This window comes from Anatilimnocola floriformis, assembly GCF_024256385.1.
GTDB lineage: Bacteria > Planctomycetota > Planctomycetia > Pirellulales > Pirellulaceae > Anatilimnocola > Anatilimnocola floriformis.
On record NZ_JAMLFW010000002.1, the window covers coordinates 1,536,124 to 1,551,869 of the forward strand.

Sequence of the window (15,746 nt, forward strand, 5' to 3'; positions counted from 1 at the left end):
CGACTAAACCAAGACAACCTCGCCGCGCCACGTATCCTGTTCGCGCGTGGCGATGACAAGTGCCGTTTCCGTTCCTCGTGCTTCCGCGAGCAACTCGCCTCCCGGCAACCAAATCGCGCTCTTGCCGACCGATTGCAGCGTGCCGCGCGAAGCGCCTTGATTGGCCATCACGGCGAGGAATTGATGTTCGCGGGCGTAACGCGGAAAGCGCGGCGAGTCGGACGTGTACCATTCCTCGGTGAGAAAGACGCTGGCTGCATAAATATCCGCGCCGCCGGCAGCATACGTCTGGGGGTGTGACGGCTTGCCGGTATCTGCACAAATGGCTAGGCCGATGGAATGACCCGCGACGCTAAGCACTTCAGGCCGATCGCCAGGAATAAAGTAATCCGGCTCGTTGCCGCCGAGATGCATCTTGGCGTAGGAATTACGTGTGCCGTTCGCGCGCTGGATGATCGATCCTAGGAACGGCTTGGCGGAATTACTTCGCAGCGGGGCGCCGAGCACGATATGCATGTTCGCCGTGCGGGCGACTTCATGCAGCGGATCCAGTCGCGCGTCATCAATGGACATCGCGAACTCCGCCGCGATTTCGAGTTCATATCCGGTCAGCGACAGTTCGGGAAAGATCATCACCGAAACGTCGTGTTCGGCCGCAGCTTCGAGCGCGGCCAGGTGGGTTGCCAAGTTCGCGGCCAAGTCTCCGCGCTGCGACGGGACTTGAGCGGCGGCGATGCGAAAGCGATCAGACATCACGACGTTACTTGATTGACGATTGGTTTTGATGGATTTACGGTAGCATAACGAGCACGAGAGAAATGAGAGGTGATCGCTTGGCTCGCACCATAGCGATTGGCGATGTCCACGGTTGCGATCGTGCACTGGCGGCAGTGCTGGATCGGATCGCACCCAGCCAGGACGACGTTGTCGTGCAACTCGGCGATCTTGTTGATCGCGGGGTTGATTCCTGCAGCGTCATCGATCGCATGATGAGGCTGGCACTTCGCTGTCGAGTAGTGCAACTCATCGGCGATCACGAAGAACTGATGCTCGACGCATTCAACAATCCTGCAGCACTGGATCGCTGGCTCCGGAACGGCGGTGATTGCACGTTGTCGTCGTATGGATGGTCGCCGGGGCTGCCGCTCCGCGAAGTTCCTCGCCTTGCCGACCATGTTGCCTATCTGCAAAACGGCGTGAACTATCTCGAAACAGACACGTACGTATTCGTGCACGCGGGCTTTGAAGAAGATGTCGCCTGGGAGAATCAATCGCCAATGGCGCTGCGCTGGCGAGTTATATCCGCAGCCACAAAGCCACATTGCTCGGGGAAGCACGTCATTTGCGGACACACGGCACAGCGATCTGGCAATGTGCTAAAGATGAACGGCGTTACTTGCATCGATACCAACTGTGTGCGTGGCGGCTGGCTGACAGCGCTTGATGTGACCAACAATGTGGTATGGCAGGTCAACAACGTTGGCGAGATTCGCAAAACTCAATCATTACGAGGTAGCGATGAGCTATCGAACGGTCGAAGCCGCGAGCTTTGAAGAATACTTGGCCAGCGATGACGACTCTGTTGAAGATCGCGCCTCGCAAAAAATAGAGCGCAACGAACGGCTCTTACGTTTCCCCTTCAGCGTCATGTTGAAGGTGTCGTTTCCCGAACTCGACTTTGCCAATCGTTGGTGCTGGCAAAACTTCGGGCCCGGCGATGGAGAATGTACCCAGAGTTATTCGCGTTACCGAGTGTGTGACCGTAAGGATCGTCACACGCACGAAGGGAGATGGGCGTCGCATTGGTTTGTCAAAACCGACTACGACTTTGGCTTCAACGAGTGGTACTTTGTGGCTAGCCGGGATCACGAGCTGTTTGTGGCAAACATCGCGAATATCAACTGGGGCGAAAACTTTCTCAAGTGAGTAGGGCAGGCTCCCGCCTACCCTACTCCTCCTTCCCTGTTTCGACTCCGAGGCCGTCCGCGACTATTTTGCTTGCTTCCGGGAGTAGTGAGATATCTGCATGCCACTCTTACTTCCCACTTTCAGCCTGGCGCCAGGAAACATTTACTGTCTGCATATTCCTCTCGGGTTTCACGACGAGGCATCTGCGCTGGAGTCTGAGATTCAAGACATCGCCAGACGCCAAGGCAAGTCCGCGATCATTTGCCGCCCCGCCATGCAGGCGCGTGGAATTCGCTACTGGCTGCGCGCTCAGGGGTCGGCAGAGTGGTTAGCCGCAGCTGCCAAGATCTCGAAGCAAGAAGCGGCGCGGGTGATCGCCACTTTGGGCGAGCCAGTGCATGAAATCCTCGGGCGAAATCCGTGGACGCCCTGCTGTCTGCTGGGGGTTGCCGCGGCTCTTCAACAAAGACCAGAAGTTTTGCTCTACTCGACAGTAGCTCTCGATCCGCTGGGAATCGCGGCAGTTCATCGTTTGATCGCTTTGAATAATTCCGGCTTATGCGCGATTCACTTTTCTTTCCAATCGTTCTACGGTAGTGGCGAACCAGCGCCCCGATATTGTTCTGAGAAGAGCCTTTGCATTGACTTGTCTCCAAATTGAGTTTCTCGTTGCACATCGCCCCGGAGTTAAACGTTCGCTTCCCTCGGGGTGAGGCATGCAGTTCAGCCATGCAGCTTCTTCAGCAACTCGGCCAGCTTCTGCCCGACTGCTTTGACATTGGCTTGCTGTTTCGCATCTTTCAGCGAGCCGTCTTCATTGAAGACATTCATCGCTTGCGGCACCGATGATTGGGTCGGCAGGACCAGCACGTCGATGTTGCCGAGGATGGAGCGGAGGTGAACGAGGCCGCGCGAGCCGCCGAGTTGGCCGGGGGAGGCGCTGATCAGGCCGGCTGCTTTGCCGCGGAAGGCGAGCAAGCCTTGTTCGCCCGGGAAGGGGCGGGAGACCCAGTCGATGGTGTTCTTCAGCAGCGGCGTGATCGAGCTGTTGTATTCGGGCGAGGCGATGAGCAAGCCCTGATGATCGATGAACAGCTGCTTGAGCTTTGCCAATCCGGGAGGAGCGCCGGCGGCTTCGAGATCTTGATTGAAGAGCGGAAAGTCGTAATCGGCGAGTTCGACGACGGTGACTTCGGCGCCGGCTTCGCGAGCGCCGGCCACGGCGATTGGCAGGAGTTTGCGGTTGAAGGAATCTTTACGCGTGCTGCCGGCGAAGGCGAGAATTTTAGGAGCGGGCATGGTGTTGGCTCTGCAAGTCATGCCGGAACTGCGCGAGTACGCTGGTTCCGGCCTACGACAATAAGGACGAAGTGAATCGTCCTATTGTTTCAAGCCGGTCACGGGTGGTCGAGTGGGGGCGAGCACTGGCGAAGCAGCGATGGCTTGCAGTTCGCGGGTGACGTTGGCTTGCAGGTCTTTGGCAGCGCCGTGCATCACCGAGCGAATCTTGCCTTGGCGGTCAATGATTACGACGGCAGGGAGTTCGCCGAGGCGGAAGGCGTGGCTAACTGCACCAGCGGGATCGCAGACGGCAGCCGAAGTGAATTCGTGCTTCGTCGCAAACCGCCGAACCAGGCTCACGTCTTCGCCGACGTTGACTGCATAAAATTGCACACCTTGCGAAGCGGTGTCTTTGACAAAGCCGGTAACCTTCGGCATTTCAGCCGTGCTCGGCGTGCACCACGAAGCCCAGAAAATCAGCACCGTAGCGAGCTTGTCTTCGGCAGGCTTGAGCTTCATTCGGCTGCCGTCGAGTTGCACTAGTTCGATGGCGGGGACAGGCTGACCGACGAGATCGACGGCTTCGTCGCAGGAGAGCGCTTCATAGATGCAGTGCACGCGGCGAGCATCTTGAGGCAGGCTGATTTGGAAGGTTCCTTCCGGAATCGTGCCACCGATTTTCCAATTGAGCTTCGACGTGGCGACCATTTGAAACTGATTGTCGGCCGCGATGTTGACCTGCGTGGTCCGGGAGAACTGCTTCAGCAGCGGTGCACCCTGAGCGCCGATCCAAAGTTCCACTTGTTGCTGACCCCACTGCGTGTGGAAGTGGTGGCAGCGAGCGTTGTCGAGCATTTCCAAGCCGATGTACTTCACGCTGGTGGCGTGAGCGTGAATGAAGTCGAGCAGGTTCGGCTGCATGAGGATCTCGATCCCCGAGCCGGCCAGGCTTTGGGCGAGCATCACGTTGTGCGTGAGTTCACCTTCTTCAGCGGCAGGATGCTGCGAGTACAACTGTTGCGCGTCGTGCAGGGTTGTTACCTGCGTGCCATCGTTGGCACAGATCAGATCGGGGGTTTTGGAAAATCCCGACTGCACCTCGATGCGATACAGGTTCGGCCGGGCGTGAGTCATCTTGTAATGATTCTGCCCTTCGGCGCCGCGAGCGGTTTTCCAATCGTTGGTGACTTCGAGTTTGTAGTTGGGGGCCGTCTTCAAAAACTTCACGCACTCGGCCAGCACTTCATCGAACTTGGCCTGGTCGGCACTGGCTTGTTGCTGCGAGTACGCCGGCTGACCTTGCGGAGCAGCGGGATTTTGTGGCGCGGGCTGTCCTTGGCCCAACACCGACGTGGCAAACAAACAGGCCGAAACACCGGCGCAAGCGAGCGATAAAACGAGACGCATCGAACGAGCTCCTTCCCGCGGCTAATCGGCGTCGCTTTCCAGTCCCTGGAATATTCGCCGATCAGGTACAGACGTTGAACTAGCTAAGGATCAATTGAAAACAAACGCAAGAAACGAGAACTACAAGAACAAAAACTACGGCAGTTGATTCACTTCGCGCTCCAGATCATTGAGCTCACCGACAATCCGTTCCGTATACCGCCGCACGTCGGCAGCCCGCAGCTGACCATCGCGATCGCGAGCGGCCAGGGCCCGGTCTTCCAACCGAGCCGTGTTGGCGTCGATGTTCTGCACAATCCGCTGCATCATGGCGACCGTGCGACGTTGATCGTCGTAGGTTCGCGTCCGATCGCGTTGCAGGTTGGTCAGCGTTTGCGTGTAACCATCGAGCTGGCCGAACGACTGCGAGATCGCTCGCGACTCGGTGTAATTCACCAGGCCTTGCAGCGTGGTTTGCACGGCGGCCGAATCTTGGCTGATGGCGGTGATGAGCGTATCGACTCGCGAGCCGTACACCGGGCGAGCGACGCCGATGTAGGTCTTGTCTTGCTGCAGGAGCAGATCGATTTGATCGATGCTGCTGCCGACCGGCGAGAGCTTGGTGTAGTTGATCAGCTTGTAACCGGTGACGATTTGGCTCCAGCGGTTGTAGGCCGTGTCGAAGTCGAGCTTCATCAGGCGAACTTGTTCGGTCGAGTTGAAGCTCGAGTCGCCTTGCACCGCACTCTGCCGCAGTTCGGCCAGGCGGCCCTTCAGCGTGCGGATATCGCGTTGCAGCCGCGGCACTTCCGGAATGCCGAAGACGAAGGGGGCGAGACCGGCGAGGAACGCATCGCTCTGGGCCATGGCTTGGTCGATGGCGACGAGCAGTTCTTGATTGGGGCGATAGATCGGGCCGGGGTTAATCGGGCCAGGGTTGAAAGGTCCCGTCGGGTTGCTGCCAATCGTGCCAGTGCTGCGAGCGAGCGTGTCGTTCAGCTGGAGCAAACCGCTTTCGACGCTCTGCCAGTAAAGGCGAGTGAAGGTCGGCGGCGTGCCTTGCAGCAACTGCGGGCGAATCCGCTGGGCTTGATCGTTCAGCTGTTGAAATTCCCACTGCAACCGTTGCGGCGACGAGGTCCGTTGGGCCGACAGGCGGAAGTTATCGAGCTGACCGGCGAAGGTATCGAGGTCACGCAGCGTGGTATTGAGCGTGTAGTCGTAGCTGCCGCGAGTCTGATACAGCTGAATGATCGATTGCGTGCCGCGAGCGATCGAGTCGACTTGAGCGAGAATCCGTTGCGTTTCGACCACACCCGTGCCGCCACCAGGAACACCCGGCAACGTCGGCGGATAGTCGCCGTAGATCGGATCGGTCGGCAGGCGGAGCGACGAGCGAGTATCGCTGAGCAAGGTTGCCACGCGGCGAGCGATCGACGAGGTCGAAGGGGCCGTGCCCGGCGGATTGCTCAGTGCGGCTTGCACGGCATCGAACGAGCGATCGACGTTTTGCAGTTCTTGTTGCACCGATTCAGGGCGGAAGTTGCGTTGAGCGACAGCCCGGCGAAACGATTCAGCCGAGTCGAGCATCGCCTGGCTGCGAAGCGTGACTTGTTGACCTTGCAGCGTGCCGCCGAGTTCGAAAGCCGCGGTGTCGTTCAGCAGGCGAACGGCCGACGACAAGCGAGTCGACAGATCGACGACCGTGCCGGCTGCCACGTTGGGCTGGCTGGTGGTGTTCGTCATCAAGATTTCGCGCACCAGGGCAAAGCGGTCGCCACGCAATTGCGTGAGGCGATTTGTCCAGCGCTGCAGATCTTGATTGGTAGGTTGGTTCCAGGTCACGGCTTGTAAGGTTTCGAGCACAAAGGTCTGCGGGTCGCGGCCTTTGCTGTTGAAGAATTCATCCGAGCCGAGGATCGTGGCTTGCAGATCGACGGGCGACATGCCGCCGCGGAGCAACTCGACCCAGGCGGTCAATTCTGGTCCTGGTTCGCGACCAAGGTAATCGCGATACCACATGCGGACTTGTTCGGCTTCGGCACTGCGCTGCGGCTGGATGGCCGGCTGGGCGTAGATCGGTTGAGCCACCGAAGTTTGTCCGAAGGCAGGCACCACTTGCGCGGTAGCCGACGTCGTTGTCGAGAAGAAAACAAATGCGGCAATCAACACCGCTGCCACCATGGCGATCCGTCTCATGGCCTCGTCCCTCAGATTCCTATGCGGGCAAAACGCAACCGAAAAGTCACCCTCAATCCTTGTGGCAATCAATATAGCGCACCTGCTGAATTTCTTACAATCGCAGCTTTGGTGTGCTAGCACCGGGTAATCCCGGTGGAACACTGCGGCCTGGCGTCCGAACCAGGAATATCCAATTTCCGCGTGCTGGCGTCGCATCCCAGCGAACGAGCTTCCGGTAGGGATACTACGCGAGCGGCCGAAAAAGGTTCGCGTCAAAAAGTCGGTGCAGGATTGCCAGCAGAGCATGATTACCACTCCTATCCACTAAGGCATGCGTGTCTGGAGTGTCTATCGCGAGCTGGCGGACAACTTAGGTCCGCGAAAATGAAAACTCGAAAGCCGGAATGGCGAGGCTGCTGGCGAGTCATGCGTGGAGTGGTCAGCAATTTTGGAACAACTTGCCCCCCTTTCATACCCCCAGAATGTAACAGGTGATGCAAAAGATTATTTCATCCACAAGTAGTTGCCAGACCAGACTTAAGAACAAAAACGGGCTGTAATATCGTGGCTCCAATATCACACTTTATAACACCTCCCTATCGCACCGATATTCGGCCGAACCCATTGTCGTCGATCGCTCCGCCGATCGATGGTGGAGGCCAACCTAACCGCGCGCCGCCGAAAGAGCCCCGCGACTTTCGGCGTCTTTGGCGAGTTAGCGTGGCAGCGAAGTAGACCGTCTTCAAAACGCAACGGCGAGTTACCTTCGCTCGCCAAAGCCGGAACTTCGCGGGGCTCGTTCCTAGGCGTGCTGCGGATCAACCTCAACCCACCGATTTCGGAGAAATCGGCGACAATCAGCTCAGTCCACGTACAAGAATTCATTCGTGCGGAACAGCACGCGAGCCAGTGCCGACCAGACGCGTTGATCTTGCTCCGCGGCAGGAATGCCAGACATGGCAAACTGCTCGCGCAGTTGGGCAAGCCAAGGGGCGATCTGCGCTCTCTCGATATCGCTGGGCATGCGACCGAGCGTCAAGGCAAACGCCCGTTCCAAGCGCGCGGCATCGTCAGTTCCTTCGGCGAGCAGCCGTTTCGCCAAGGCTTCGGCCCGCTTGTGGACGAACTCGTCGTTGAGCAAGTAGAGCGACTGCACCGTCGTGACGCTGCTGTCGCGCTTGGGTGTCGTCGCGTTGCGATCGGCGCCGTCGAAGGTGGTGAAGAAGGGTTTGCTGTTGAGGCGGGCCGTCATCAGGTAGACGCTGCGGCGGTTGCTGTCGTAACTGCCGCGAAAGGGATGATGCTGCGTGAAATCCCATTTGTCGACCGGCGGAAAAGGATGCGGCTCGGTCATCATCGATGGATCGAGCTCGCCGCTGATCGTCAGGAGTGAATCGCGCAGCTCTTCCGCATCGAGGCGTTGGCGATTGAAACGCCAATGAAAGTTGTTGCTGGGATCGATCGCCGTAGGACGGACCATTGGTCCGTTCTCGGTTGACTTGGACGAACCAATGGTTCCTACTTCCGAAGACAGCTGATACACACTGCTGAGCATGATTCGCTTGTGCAACTTCTTCAGCGACCAACCATCTTTGACAAACGTCGTCGCTAGCCAATCGAGCAACTCCGGATGCGTCGGCGGTTGGCCGCGCAAGCCGAAGTCGCTGGGCGTTTTCACCAGGCCGCTGCCGAAGTGATACTGCCAGACGCGGTTGACCATCACCCGCGCAGTGAGCGGGTTTTTCGGATCGGTGATCCACTCGGCGAGTTGCAGCCGGCCACTTTGTTTACCTTCCGATTCCGAAAGCGCTTGCCCGCCGAGGATCTCGGGGAACCGCCGTGGCACTTCGTCGCCGAGGTTTTTCGGCTCTCCCTTCTGCTGAATGCGCGCATCGGCGATCTGCTTCCCTTCGGCCATCGCGTAAGCCACTTTTTGGGCCGGCTTGCCGTTCTCGACCAGCGGCACGAAGTCGCGCGGCTTTTTGTCGAGCTCGATCCCCGGGAAGGGATAGCGCGTGCTGTCGAAGATTCCGTACAAGCCGTAGTAGTCATCGTTCGAAATCGGATCGAACTTGTGATCGTGACAGCGAGCGCAACTGATCGACAGCGCGAGTGTCGTTCGGCCGAGATTTTCCAGCGTGTCTTCGATGGTCAGATGCTGCGGATAGTTTTCAATGAGCGAACCAAAGCGGCGCGAAATGGCGATGTAACCCGTCGCGATGATCTGCTCGTTCTTCTGCGCATCGCTCTCGGCGGGAAGCAAATCGCCGGCGATCTGCTCGCGGAGAAATTGATCGTAGGGTTTGTCTTTGTTGAAAGCCTCGATGATGTAATTGCGATAGAGATAGGCCTGCGGAATCGGATAGTCGGAGTTCTCGCCTGCCGTGTCGGCGTAACGCACCAGGTCCATCCAATGTCGGCCCCAACGTTCGCCGTATTGGCGCGAGGCGAGCAGTCGATCGACAAGTTTTTCGAAAGCCTGTGGCGAATCATCGGCGAGGAACGTCGCGATCTCTTCTGGCGTCGGCGGCAGACCGGTGAGATCGTAGGTCGCGCGGCGAATGAGTGTGCGCTTGTCGGCTGCGGCAACTGGCGAAAGATGGTTGCGTTCGAGTTCGGTGAGAATGAAACGATCGATGTCACTCTTCGGCCAAGCTTCGTTTTTCACCGCGGGAATCGGCGGATCCTGGATGGGCGCGAACGACCAGAACTTTTTTGCCTCCGTCAGATCGACCCGCCGTTTGACGAACTTCGTGGCCTTTGTACGCGGATCGGGCGCGCCGAGCTGAACCCATTTTTCGAGGTCGGCGATTTCCTCGGTAGCGAGTTTCTTCTCCGGCGGCATTTGCAGCTCGTCGGAGTAGCGCACGGCTTTGATGAGCAGGCTCTGGTCGAGATCGCCAGCGACGATGGCGGGGCCGGTGCTGCCGCCCTTGCGGAGCGCGGCGCGCGAATCGACGAGCAACTCTCCTTCTACTTTCTTCGCTTCGCTCGAATGGCATTCGTAGCAATGCTTGACGAGGAGCGGCCTGATACGCTTTTCGAAAAAGGCGAGGTTCTCGGGCGTGATCTCGGCCGAGCCGTCGTATTCGCCGCGCCAGATTTCGAGGCCGGAGAAATTGGCAGCGCCCCCTTTGCTCGTCACTTCGATCTTGCCGCCGTCGCGCACGTCGACAAACCACGGGCCGAGGCGCTCCCAGTGACCGGCGTTGCCGCTTTGATATCGCTTGATCACCTCGCGGCCGTTCACGCTGATAGCGAAGGTCTCACTGTTGTTGTCTTCCCATACATAGAGGAAGACGGAGTAGCGACCCGTGGGGACGGCAGTGATTTCAACCTTATTGCCGCCCCAGCGACTGCTGCGAATCATCTTCGCCCGCTCGGCATCGGTGGCGGGGACTAGCGGCACGTCTTGATTGGCGAACGCTTTGTCCTTGCAGACAAAATTGGCCGGCGAGTTTTTGTCGTCCTGCCCTTCCCAAGCATGACCATCGATCGTCACCGCGGGACCGTTGAGATTCACGCCGCGATAGAAGGTGGGCTTGGCATCGTCGGCGCGCGAAACGACGGCGACTCCCAGGCAGAGAATCAGCGTAAGAAAACGCGCGGGAGAGGAAGGGGAAATCATTCCCCCATGTTAGCCGTGAGAATTAGGCGAGGGAAGTTTTTCGGCGTGGGCTTTCGCGCTCTTAACACCCTCTTCTCGGTACTCCGGAGAGAGGGGTTGAAGCGGCGAAAAAGCGCAGCGTTGCGGCGGTTCTCGCTCAATAAGCACTCGCCAACGGCCGAAAGTCGCGGGGCTCTTTCGGCGGCGCGCGGTTGGTTCACTTCCATTCATCGTTCGCGGAGCGAACGACGACGATGGGGGCTATAGCAGTTCTTGTAGGCGTTCCCACTGTTGGACGCGGCGGGCTTTGACTTGCTCGTAGAGCTCGACGTATTCGAGCGCACTCTTTCGCCACGACCAGTCTTGGTTCATGCCGGTAGTGACGAGTTGGTTCCAGCGCTCGGGGTTGTTGTGGTAGGCGTCGAGCGCGCGACTGAGGGCGGCTTCCATGTCGCTAGTCGAGTACGTCTCAAAGCTGAAGCCCGTGGCGGTTTGGTTCCACAGGTTGTCGTCGGTGGCATCGACGACGGTGTCTTTCAAACCACCTGTCGCGCGAACGACCGGGACCGTACCGTACTTGAGGCTGTAGAGCTGATTCAAGCCGCAGGGCTCGTAGCGACTGGGCATGAGGAAGATGTCGCTGCCGGCTTCGATGCGGTGCGACAAGCCTTCGTTGAAATCGAGTCGCAGGCCCACCTTGTGTGGGAAGTCGCGGGCCAGCCAGGTGAGATGATCGTGGAAGTGCTGTTCGCCCGTGCCGAGAATGGCAAACTGCACGTCGGCTTCGCGGACCCAGCGATTCATGAGATCCATAATGAGATCCCAGCCCTTTTGTTCGGCGAGGCGACCAATCAGGCCGATCACCGGCGTGCGGGGCGCGATCGGCAAACCGAGCTCGCTTTGCAGCGCACTCTTGCACGCGCCTTTGCCGCTCTGCCAGTTGCTCACGTCGTACTTGTAGGGGAGGTGCATATCGGTGGCAGGATTCCAGTCGGCATAGTGCACGCCGTTGACGATGCCGCTAAGGACATCGCGCCGGCCTTGCAGCATGCCTTCCAGACCACAGCCGAGCGGATCGCTTTGAATCTCTTGAGCATACGTCGGGCTGACCGTGTTCAAGCCGTCAGCAAAGGCCAAGCCGGTCTTCATCAGGTTGAGCTTGCCGTAGAACTCCATCTGGTGCCAATTGAAATACTTCCAATCGAGCCCCGTCAGCAGCATGTCCCAATGCCAGAAGATCCCCTGATACGCCAGATTGTGAATCGTCATCAGCGAGCCGATGGTTTCGTAACCATGGCAGTGGGCGTATTCAACGTGCAGATAAGCCGGGATAAGCCCCGCTTGCCAGTCGTGGCAGTGAATGACTTCGACGTCGAGCTTGACGAGGCGAATGGCTTCGAGGGCGGCACGGCAGAAGAACGAGAAGCGTTCGCAGTTGTCTTTGTAGTCTTCGCCTTTGTAGCGATAGAGCTCGGGGCGGTCGAAATATTCGTCCTGCTCGACGAAAAAGACCGGCACTTCGGAATTGGGCAACGTGCCGCGCAGCAATCGGCCGCGGACGATCTTGTTGCCGATCGGAATATCGAACTTGACGTTGAGCGGCTCGATGCCGGGATGGCCCTTCACCTGGCGATAGGCGGGCATCATCACCGAGACATTGTGCCCCAGTTTGCTCAGCTCGATCGGCAGCGATCCGCAGACATCGGCCAGGCCGCCAGTCTTGGCAAACGGAACCACTTCGCTGCTGACAAACAGAATATTCACTTCAGCCCCTCGACGGTCTACTCAACTGCAGGTCGGTGTACAGCAAAAACTGGGGCCACGTCGCTGGAAAAGAGGCCCTGTTCGGGCAGCGACGGTCGCCCAGCGCACGGATTTGGCCACCATGCGCGATGCAGCAGATTTATACCCCATTGCCGCCAAACAGGCCAGCGCCGGGGCCGTTACAAATCCCCCAAATTCGCGATTTGATGAACAACGGGAGGGGTTGAGACGGTTGAAATGGCTAGTCGCGAGAGTGGGTGCGCGGGCCGATGTCGGGGCTGAAGCCTCATGGTGGGAGATCAAAATGAAAGGAGGGAAGCGCTAGTCGCTTCCCTCCTTAGTTTTTCAGGCTTCACTCGCCAAACCCCTGGCTGACGCCGCGGGTTGTGACGAATCGCGACTTACTTCTTCTCGACGACCCAGATGTTGCGGAAGGCCACCGGGTTGCCGTGGTCTTGCAGGAACAGGCCGAGCGGCTTTTCGCCTTCGCCGTCTTTGCCGGGGGTGCCCTTGGGCAGCTCGAGGTCTTCGTGAATCAGCACGCCGTTGTGCTTGATCGTGACGCGGGCGTTCTTCACCTTCTTGCCCTCTTCGTACTTCGGCGCGGTGAAGTCGATGTCATACGTCTGCCACACCAGCGGCGGCAGGCACATGTTCACCTTCGGCTCGGCGATGGTATAGATGCCGCCGCACTCGTTGTTCTTGCCATCGAGGCCGAACGAATCGAGGACCTGCAGTTCGTAACGGCAATGCATATACACGCCGCTGTTGCCTCGACCCTGACCGCGGGCAGCGGCCATGTAGGGCGTGCGGAACTCGATGTGCAACGAGTGGTCTTGCCACTTGGCGTTGGTTTCGCAATTGGTCGCGCCGAGCAAGTTCCCTTCCACGATCTTGCCGTTCTTAAAAGCGTCGGCCGAAGTGCCATCGAAGAGGACCGTGGCGCCGCTCGGAGCCTTGGCTCCCATCGTCGGGCTGGTCCGTTCGGTCTTCTTCAGCTCGCCGACCTTCTTGCCATCGTGCTCAACCGTCATCGCGCCGTCCTTGATCGTCGCGCTCCAGCCGTCGTCACCCTTGACAGTCGTCACGCCGTCTTTCAGCTCGGCTTTCCCCTTCTTCACTTCATCGCCGCGCTTCCAGCCGTCGCCAGGCAGACCGCCGGGATAACCCACGACGTCGAACTTGTCGCCGCCGAGCGCGATGACCTGGCAACCCCACTTCTTGCCTTCGACATCGGCGCCCACGTATTCGCCTTGCACGGCGAAGTCCGGTCCGGCTTCCTTGGCATCGGTGATCGCCCCTTTGGCATCGGCAGCACTGGCCACGCCGGCCGCGGCCAGCACGCAACCCAACACGTAACTCAACATTCGCCCGTAACGCATAACAAACTCCTGGAGAAGAATAACGGTGATGCTTGGAAGATTCGCAGCAAGCGCCCGTCATTCTGGATGGCCGAGCAAGGTGAATCAAGCACTGCAATGTCGAATCGACTGTAGCTGAATTCGCCAGAATTCAGACGGTTACCATTAGCGGCCAGGACTGAATTCTGGCGAATTCAGCTACTTCGTCGTTGCAGAGAATTCACTCCTTGGGAACATCCCACGTCAAGTCGATGGTCCCTTTGGTATCGACAGGGACGGTTACCTTTTGCCGATTCTCGCCGATGGCGAAGCGGTCGGGGAGGTAGCTCTTGCGGGTGCTCGGATTGTCGGGCGAAGGTTCGATCTCGTTGCAGGTGATGCTGATCACGTACTCGCCCGGCGGCAACTGAACCAAGTAACTGCCATCGGCGGCGGCGACGGTCGTTATGGTTTTTCCCGGCATGCCAGGCGCGGGTTTGGTGGGGGTGAAGTCGAGCGTCGCGGGCTTGGGCCAGGGAACACCGCCGAAGGTGACTTTTCCCTGCACGGGAATAACTGGCGGGCCGCTGGGACCGCAGGCCGTGAGCATTGCCAACAGGGCCAGGCCGAGAGTCGCGGCTGTTAATCGAGTCTTCATCTATGTCGCTCCTTCAATGGGTATAATCGCCTTCTTACCTTTGATTTTCGTCGACCTGCAGCGCGGGAGCAATTCCCGGCGGCTTGTCTGGGAGTGGTTGGAATGTTGAATGCTTTGAAATTCAGCGCGTGCGGAGTTTGCTTGTTGATGTTTGCCTCGTTCGCTGCCGCCGTAGAGCAGGCGAAAATCTCGCCTGCCGCCGAACTCGTCGGCGCCAAGCGAGTGCTGATCATCGGCCATCGCGGCGCGAGTGCTCACGCGCCAGAGAACACGCTCCCCTCGTTCGAAGCGGCCGTGAAAGCGAAGGCTGACATGGTCGAGCTCGATTACTACCACTCGGCGGATAAGGTGCCGGTGGTCATGCACGACAAAGATCTCGATCGCACGACCGACGCCGGGAAGGTGCTCGGCAAATACAACATCAAGCTCGAAGATGTCACGGTCGCCGATCTGAAAAAGGTCGACGCCGGCAAGTGGTTCAAGACGCAGTTTGCCGGCACCAAGGTGCCGACGCTCGAAGAAGCCTTCACCGTCATTCAAGCCGGCAGCATGACGCTTATCGAACGCAAAGGTGGCGACGCGGCGACGATCGTGAAAATGCTCGACGACAAAAAGCTCCGCGGCAACGTGGTCGTGCAAGCCTTCGATTGGAAGTACATCGCCGACTGCCATAAGTTAGCGCCGGATCTCGCCCTCGGTTGCCTCGGCAGCAAGGAACTCGGTACGAAGCAAATCGCCGATGCCAAACAAGCCGGCGCCGCCGCCGTCGGTTGGCGACACAGCGATCTCACCAAAGAAAACATCGCCGCCGCACACGCCGCCGGCTTGAAGTGCTGGGCCTACACGGTGAACGACAAGAAACGCGGCCAACAGCTCATCGATGTCGGGATCGATGGCATTATTACCGACGATCCCGGTCTGATGCGCGAACTGCTGAAGTAAGCATCGGCAGATTTCTCGCACGTTGTGATAGTCTCGATTGCTTCAGTAATCGAGACCGCGCAGCGGCAAGAGGCATCCCGTCTCCAGTCAACTGCAACGGGCGTCAACCATCGAATCGGTCCGGGGTTGAAAGTATACGACCGAACCTCGCAGCACTCGCGTCAATCGAGATGCCTCTGTTCGCTGACGCGACATCGATGGCTGACGCAATCGATGCTATCCGCCCTGCAAAATTAGCCCGCCGGGCTGAGGATTTGCAGCGAGACTTGCTTGACGAATTCTTTGACCCGAGGCCGATAGGCCACCATGTGTGGCGCGATGAGGTGGGCTTCGAGAGCAGCAGTGCTCTCCCACTTTTCGCAGACCACGACCGTGTCGTTGCGCGCCGGCGGTTGGTTCTGCAAGTTGGTCGGGTGATCGACGGCTGGGAAGTATTCGATGCAGCCGTTCTCGGCGCGAACGGGGGCGATGATCTTTTGAAACTCGGCCAGGAAATCATTCCGCTTGCCGGGGTGCAATTCGATGGTGGCGAGGACGACAATCACGGGAGTGACTCCAAGGAAAGTGTGCGAGTTGATCGTGCGAATGGATGCAGTGACCATATCGCGCGAGTCTTTCGCGGGATAGGGAACTAGCGACCTGATCATGGTCGACATCGCGCGTTCAAAATCAGCCGCCG

The 15,746-nt window shown here is 58.7% G+C and carries 13 protein-coding genes; 4 read left to right on the top strand and 9 right to left on the bottom strand.

Annotated features, from left to right (window positions below; all coding sequences use genetic code 11):
• Positions 1–3: 3 nt before the first annotated feature.
• Positions 4–753: a carbon-nitrogen hydrolase family protein gene (locus M9Q49_RS30680; protein WP_254513118.1), complete on the bottom strand. Its 750-nt coding sequence runs from the start codon at positions 751–753 to the stop codon at positions 4–6.
• Positions 754–833: 80 nt separating this feature from the next.
• Here M9Q49_RS30680 and M9Q49_RS30685 point away from each other — a divergent pair, with 80 nt between their 5' ends.
• The 3 genes from M9Q49_RS30685 to M9Q49_RS30695 all read left to right on the top strand — a co-directional run bounded on the left by M9Q49_RS30685 (position 834) and on the right by M9Q49_RS30695 (position 2,569).
• Positions 834–1,553, top strand: a complete 720-nt coding sequence (locus M9Q49_RS30685; protein ID WP_254513119.1) for a metallophosphoesterase — start codon at positions 834–836, stop codon at positions 1,551–1,553.
• On the top strand, positions 1,519–1,926 hold the full coding sequence (locus tag M9Q49_RS30690; protein WP_254513120.1) for a hypothetical protein: 408 nt from the start codon (positions 1,519–1,521) through the stop codon (positions 1,924–1,926). Before M9Q49_RS30685 ends, M9Q49_RS30690 begins: the two co-directional genes overlap by 35 nt.
• Positions 1,927–2,026: 100 nt before the next feature.
• Positions 2,027–2,569: a hypothetical protein gene (locus tag M9Q49_RS30695; RefSeq protein WP_254513121.1), complete on the top strand. Its 543-nt coding sequence runs from the start codon at positions 2,027–2,029 to the stop codon at positions 2,567–2,569.
• A gap of 62 nt (positions 2,570–2,631) precedes the next feature.
• Here M9Q49_RS30695 and M9Q49_RS30700 read toward each other — a convergent pair whose 3' ends face one another.
• From M9Q49_RS30700 to M9Q49_RS30730, 7 genes are all read right to left on the bottom strand, one after another.
• Complete coding sequence (locus M9Q49_RS30700; RefSeq protein ID WP_254513122.1) at positions 2,632–3,207, bottom strand: NADPH-dependent FMN reductase; 576 nt, start codon at positions 3,205–3,207, stop codon at positions 2,632–2,634.
• 81 nt (positions 3,208–3,288) lie between these two features.
• Positions 3,289–4,596, bottom strand: a complete 1,308-nt coding sequence (locus tag M9Q49_RS30705; RefSeq protein WP_254513123.1) for a DUF2092 domain-containing protein — start codon at positions 4,594–4,596, stop codon at positions 3,289–3,291.
• Between the two features lie 135 nt (positions 4,597–4,731).
• Complete coding sequence (locus M9Q49_RS30710) at positions 4,732–6,774, bottom strand: hypothetical protein (protein WP_254513124.1); 2,043 nt, start codon at positions 6,772–6,774, stop codon at positions 4,732–4,734.
• Positions 6,775–7,618: 844 nt separating this feature from the next.
• Positions 7,619–10,384: a PSD1 and planctomycete cytochrome C domain-containing protein gene (locus M9Q49_RS30715; protein WP_254513126.1), complete on the bottom strand. Its 2,766-nt coding sequence runs from the start codon at positions 10,382–10,384 to the stop codon at positions 7,619–7,621.
• A 240-nt stretch (positions 10,385–10,624) separates the two neighbouring features.
• Positions 10,625–12,127: a glycogen synthase GlgA gene (gene glgA / locus M9Q49_RS30720; RefSeq protein WP_254513127.1), complete on the bottom strand. Its 1,503-nt coding sequence runs from the start codon at positions 12,125–12,127 to the stop codon at positions 10,625–10,627.
• 401 nt (positions 12,128–12,528) lie between these two features.
• Positions 12,529–13,509 (bottom strand): 3-keto-disaccharide hydrolase, encoded by a 981-nt coding sequence (locus tag M9Q49_RS30725; protein ID WP_254513128.1) that lies wholly within the window; start codon positions 13,507–13,509, stop codon positions 12,529–12,531.
• Between the two features lie 199 nt (positions 13,510–13,708).
• Complete coding sequence (locus M9Q49_RS30730) at positions 13,709–14,125, bottom strand: hypothetical protein (RefSeq protein WP_254513129.1); 417 nt, start codon at positions 14,123–14,125, stop codon at positions 13,709–13,711.
• Positions 14,126–14,227: 102 nt separating this feature from the next.
• Between M9Q49_RS30730 and M9Q49_RS30735 the strand changes: the two genes are divergently transcribed.
• Positions 14,228–15,067 (top strand): glycerophosphodiester phosphodiesterase, encoded by an 840-nt coding sequence (locus M9Q49_RS30735; RefSeq protein WP_254513130.1) that lies wholly within the window; start codon positions 14,228–14,230, stop codon positions 15,065–15,067.
• A 233-nt stretch (positions 15,068–15,300) separates the two neighbouring features.
• Here the strand turns inward: M9Q49_RS30735 and M9Q49_RS30740 are convergent, their stop codons facing one another.
• Positions 15,301–15,723: a putative quinol monooxygenase gene (locus tag M9Q49_RS30740; protein WP_254513131.1), complete on the bottom strand. Its 423-nt coding sequence runs from the start codon at positions 15,721–15,723 to the stop codon at positions 15,301–15,303.
• Between the last annotated feature and the right edge of the window lie 23 nt (positions 15,724–15,746).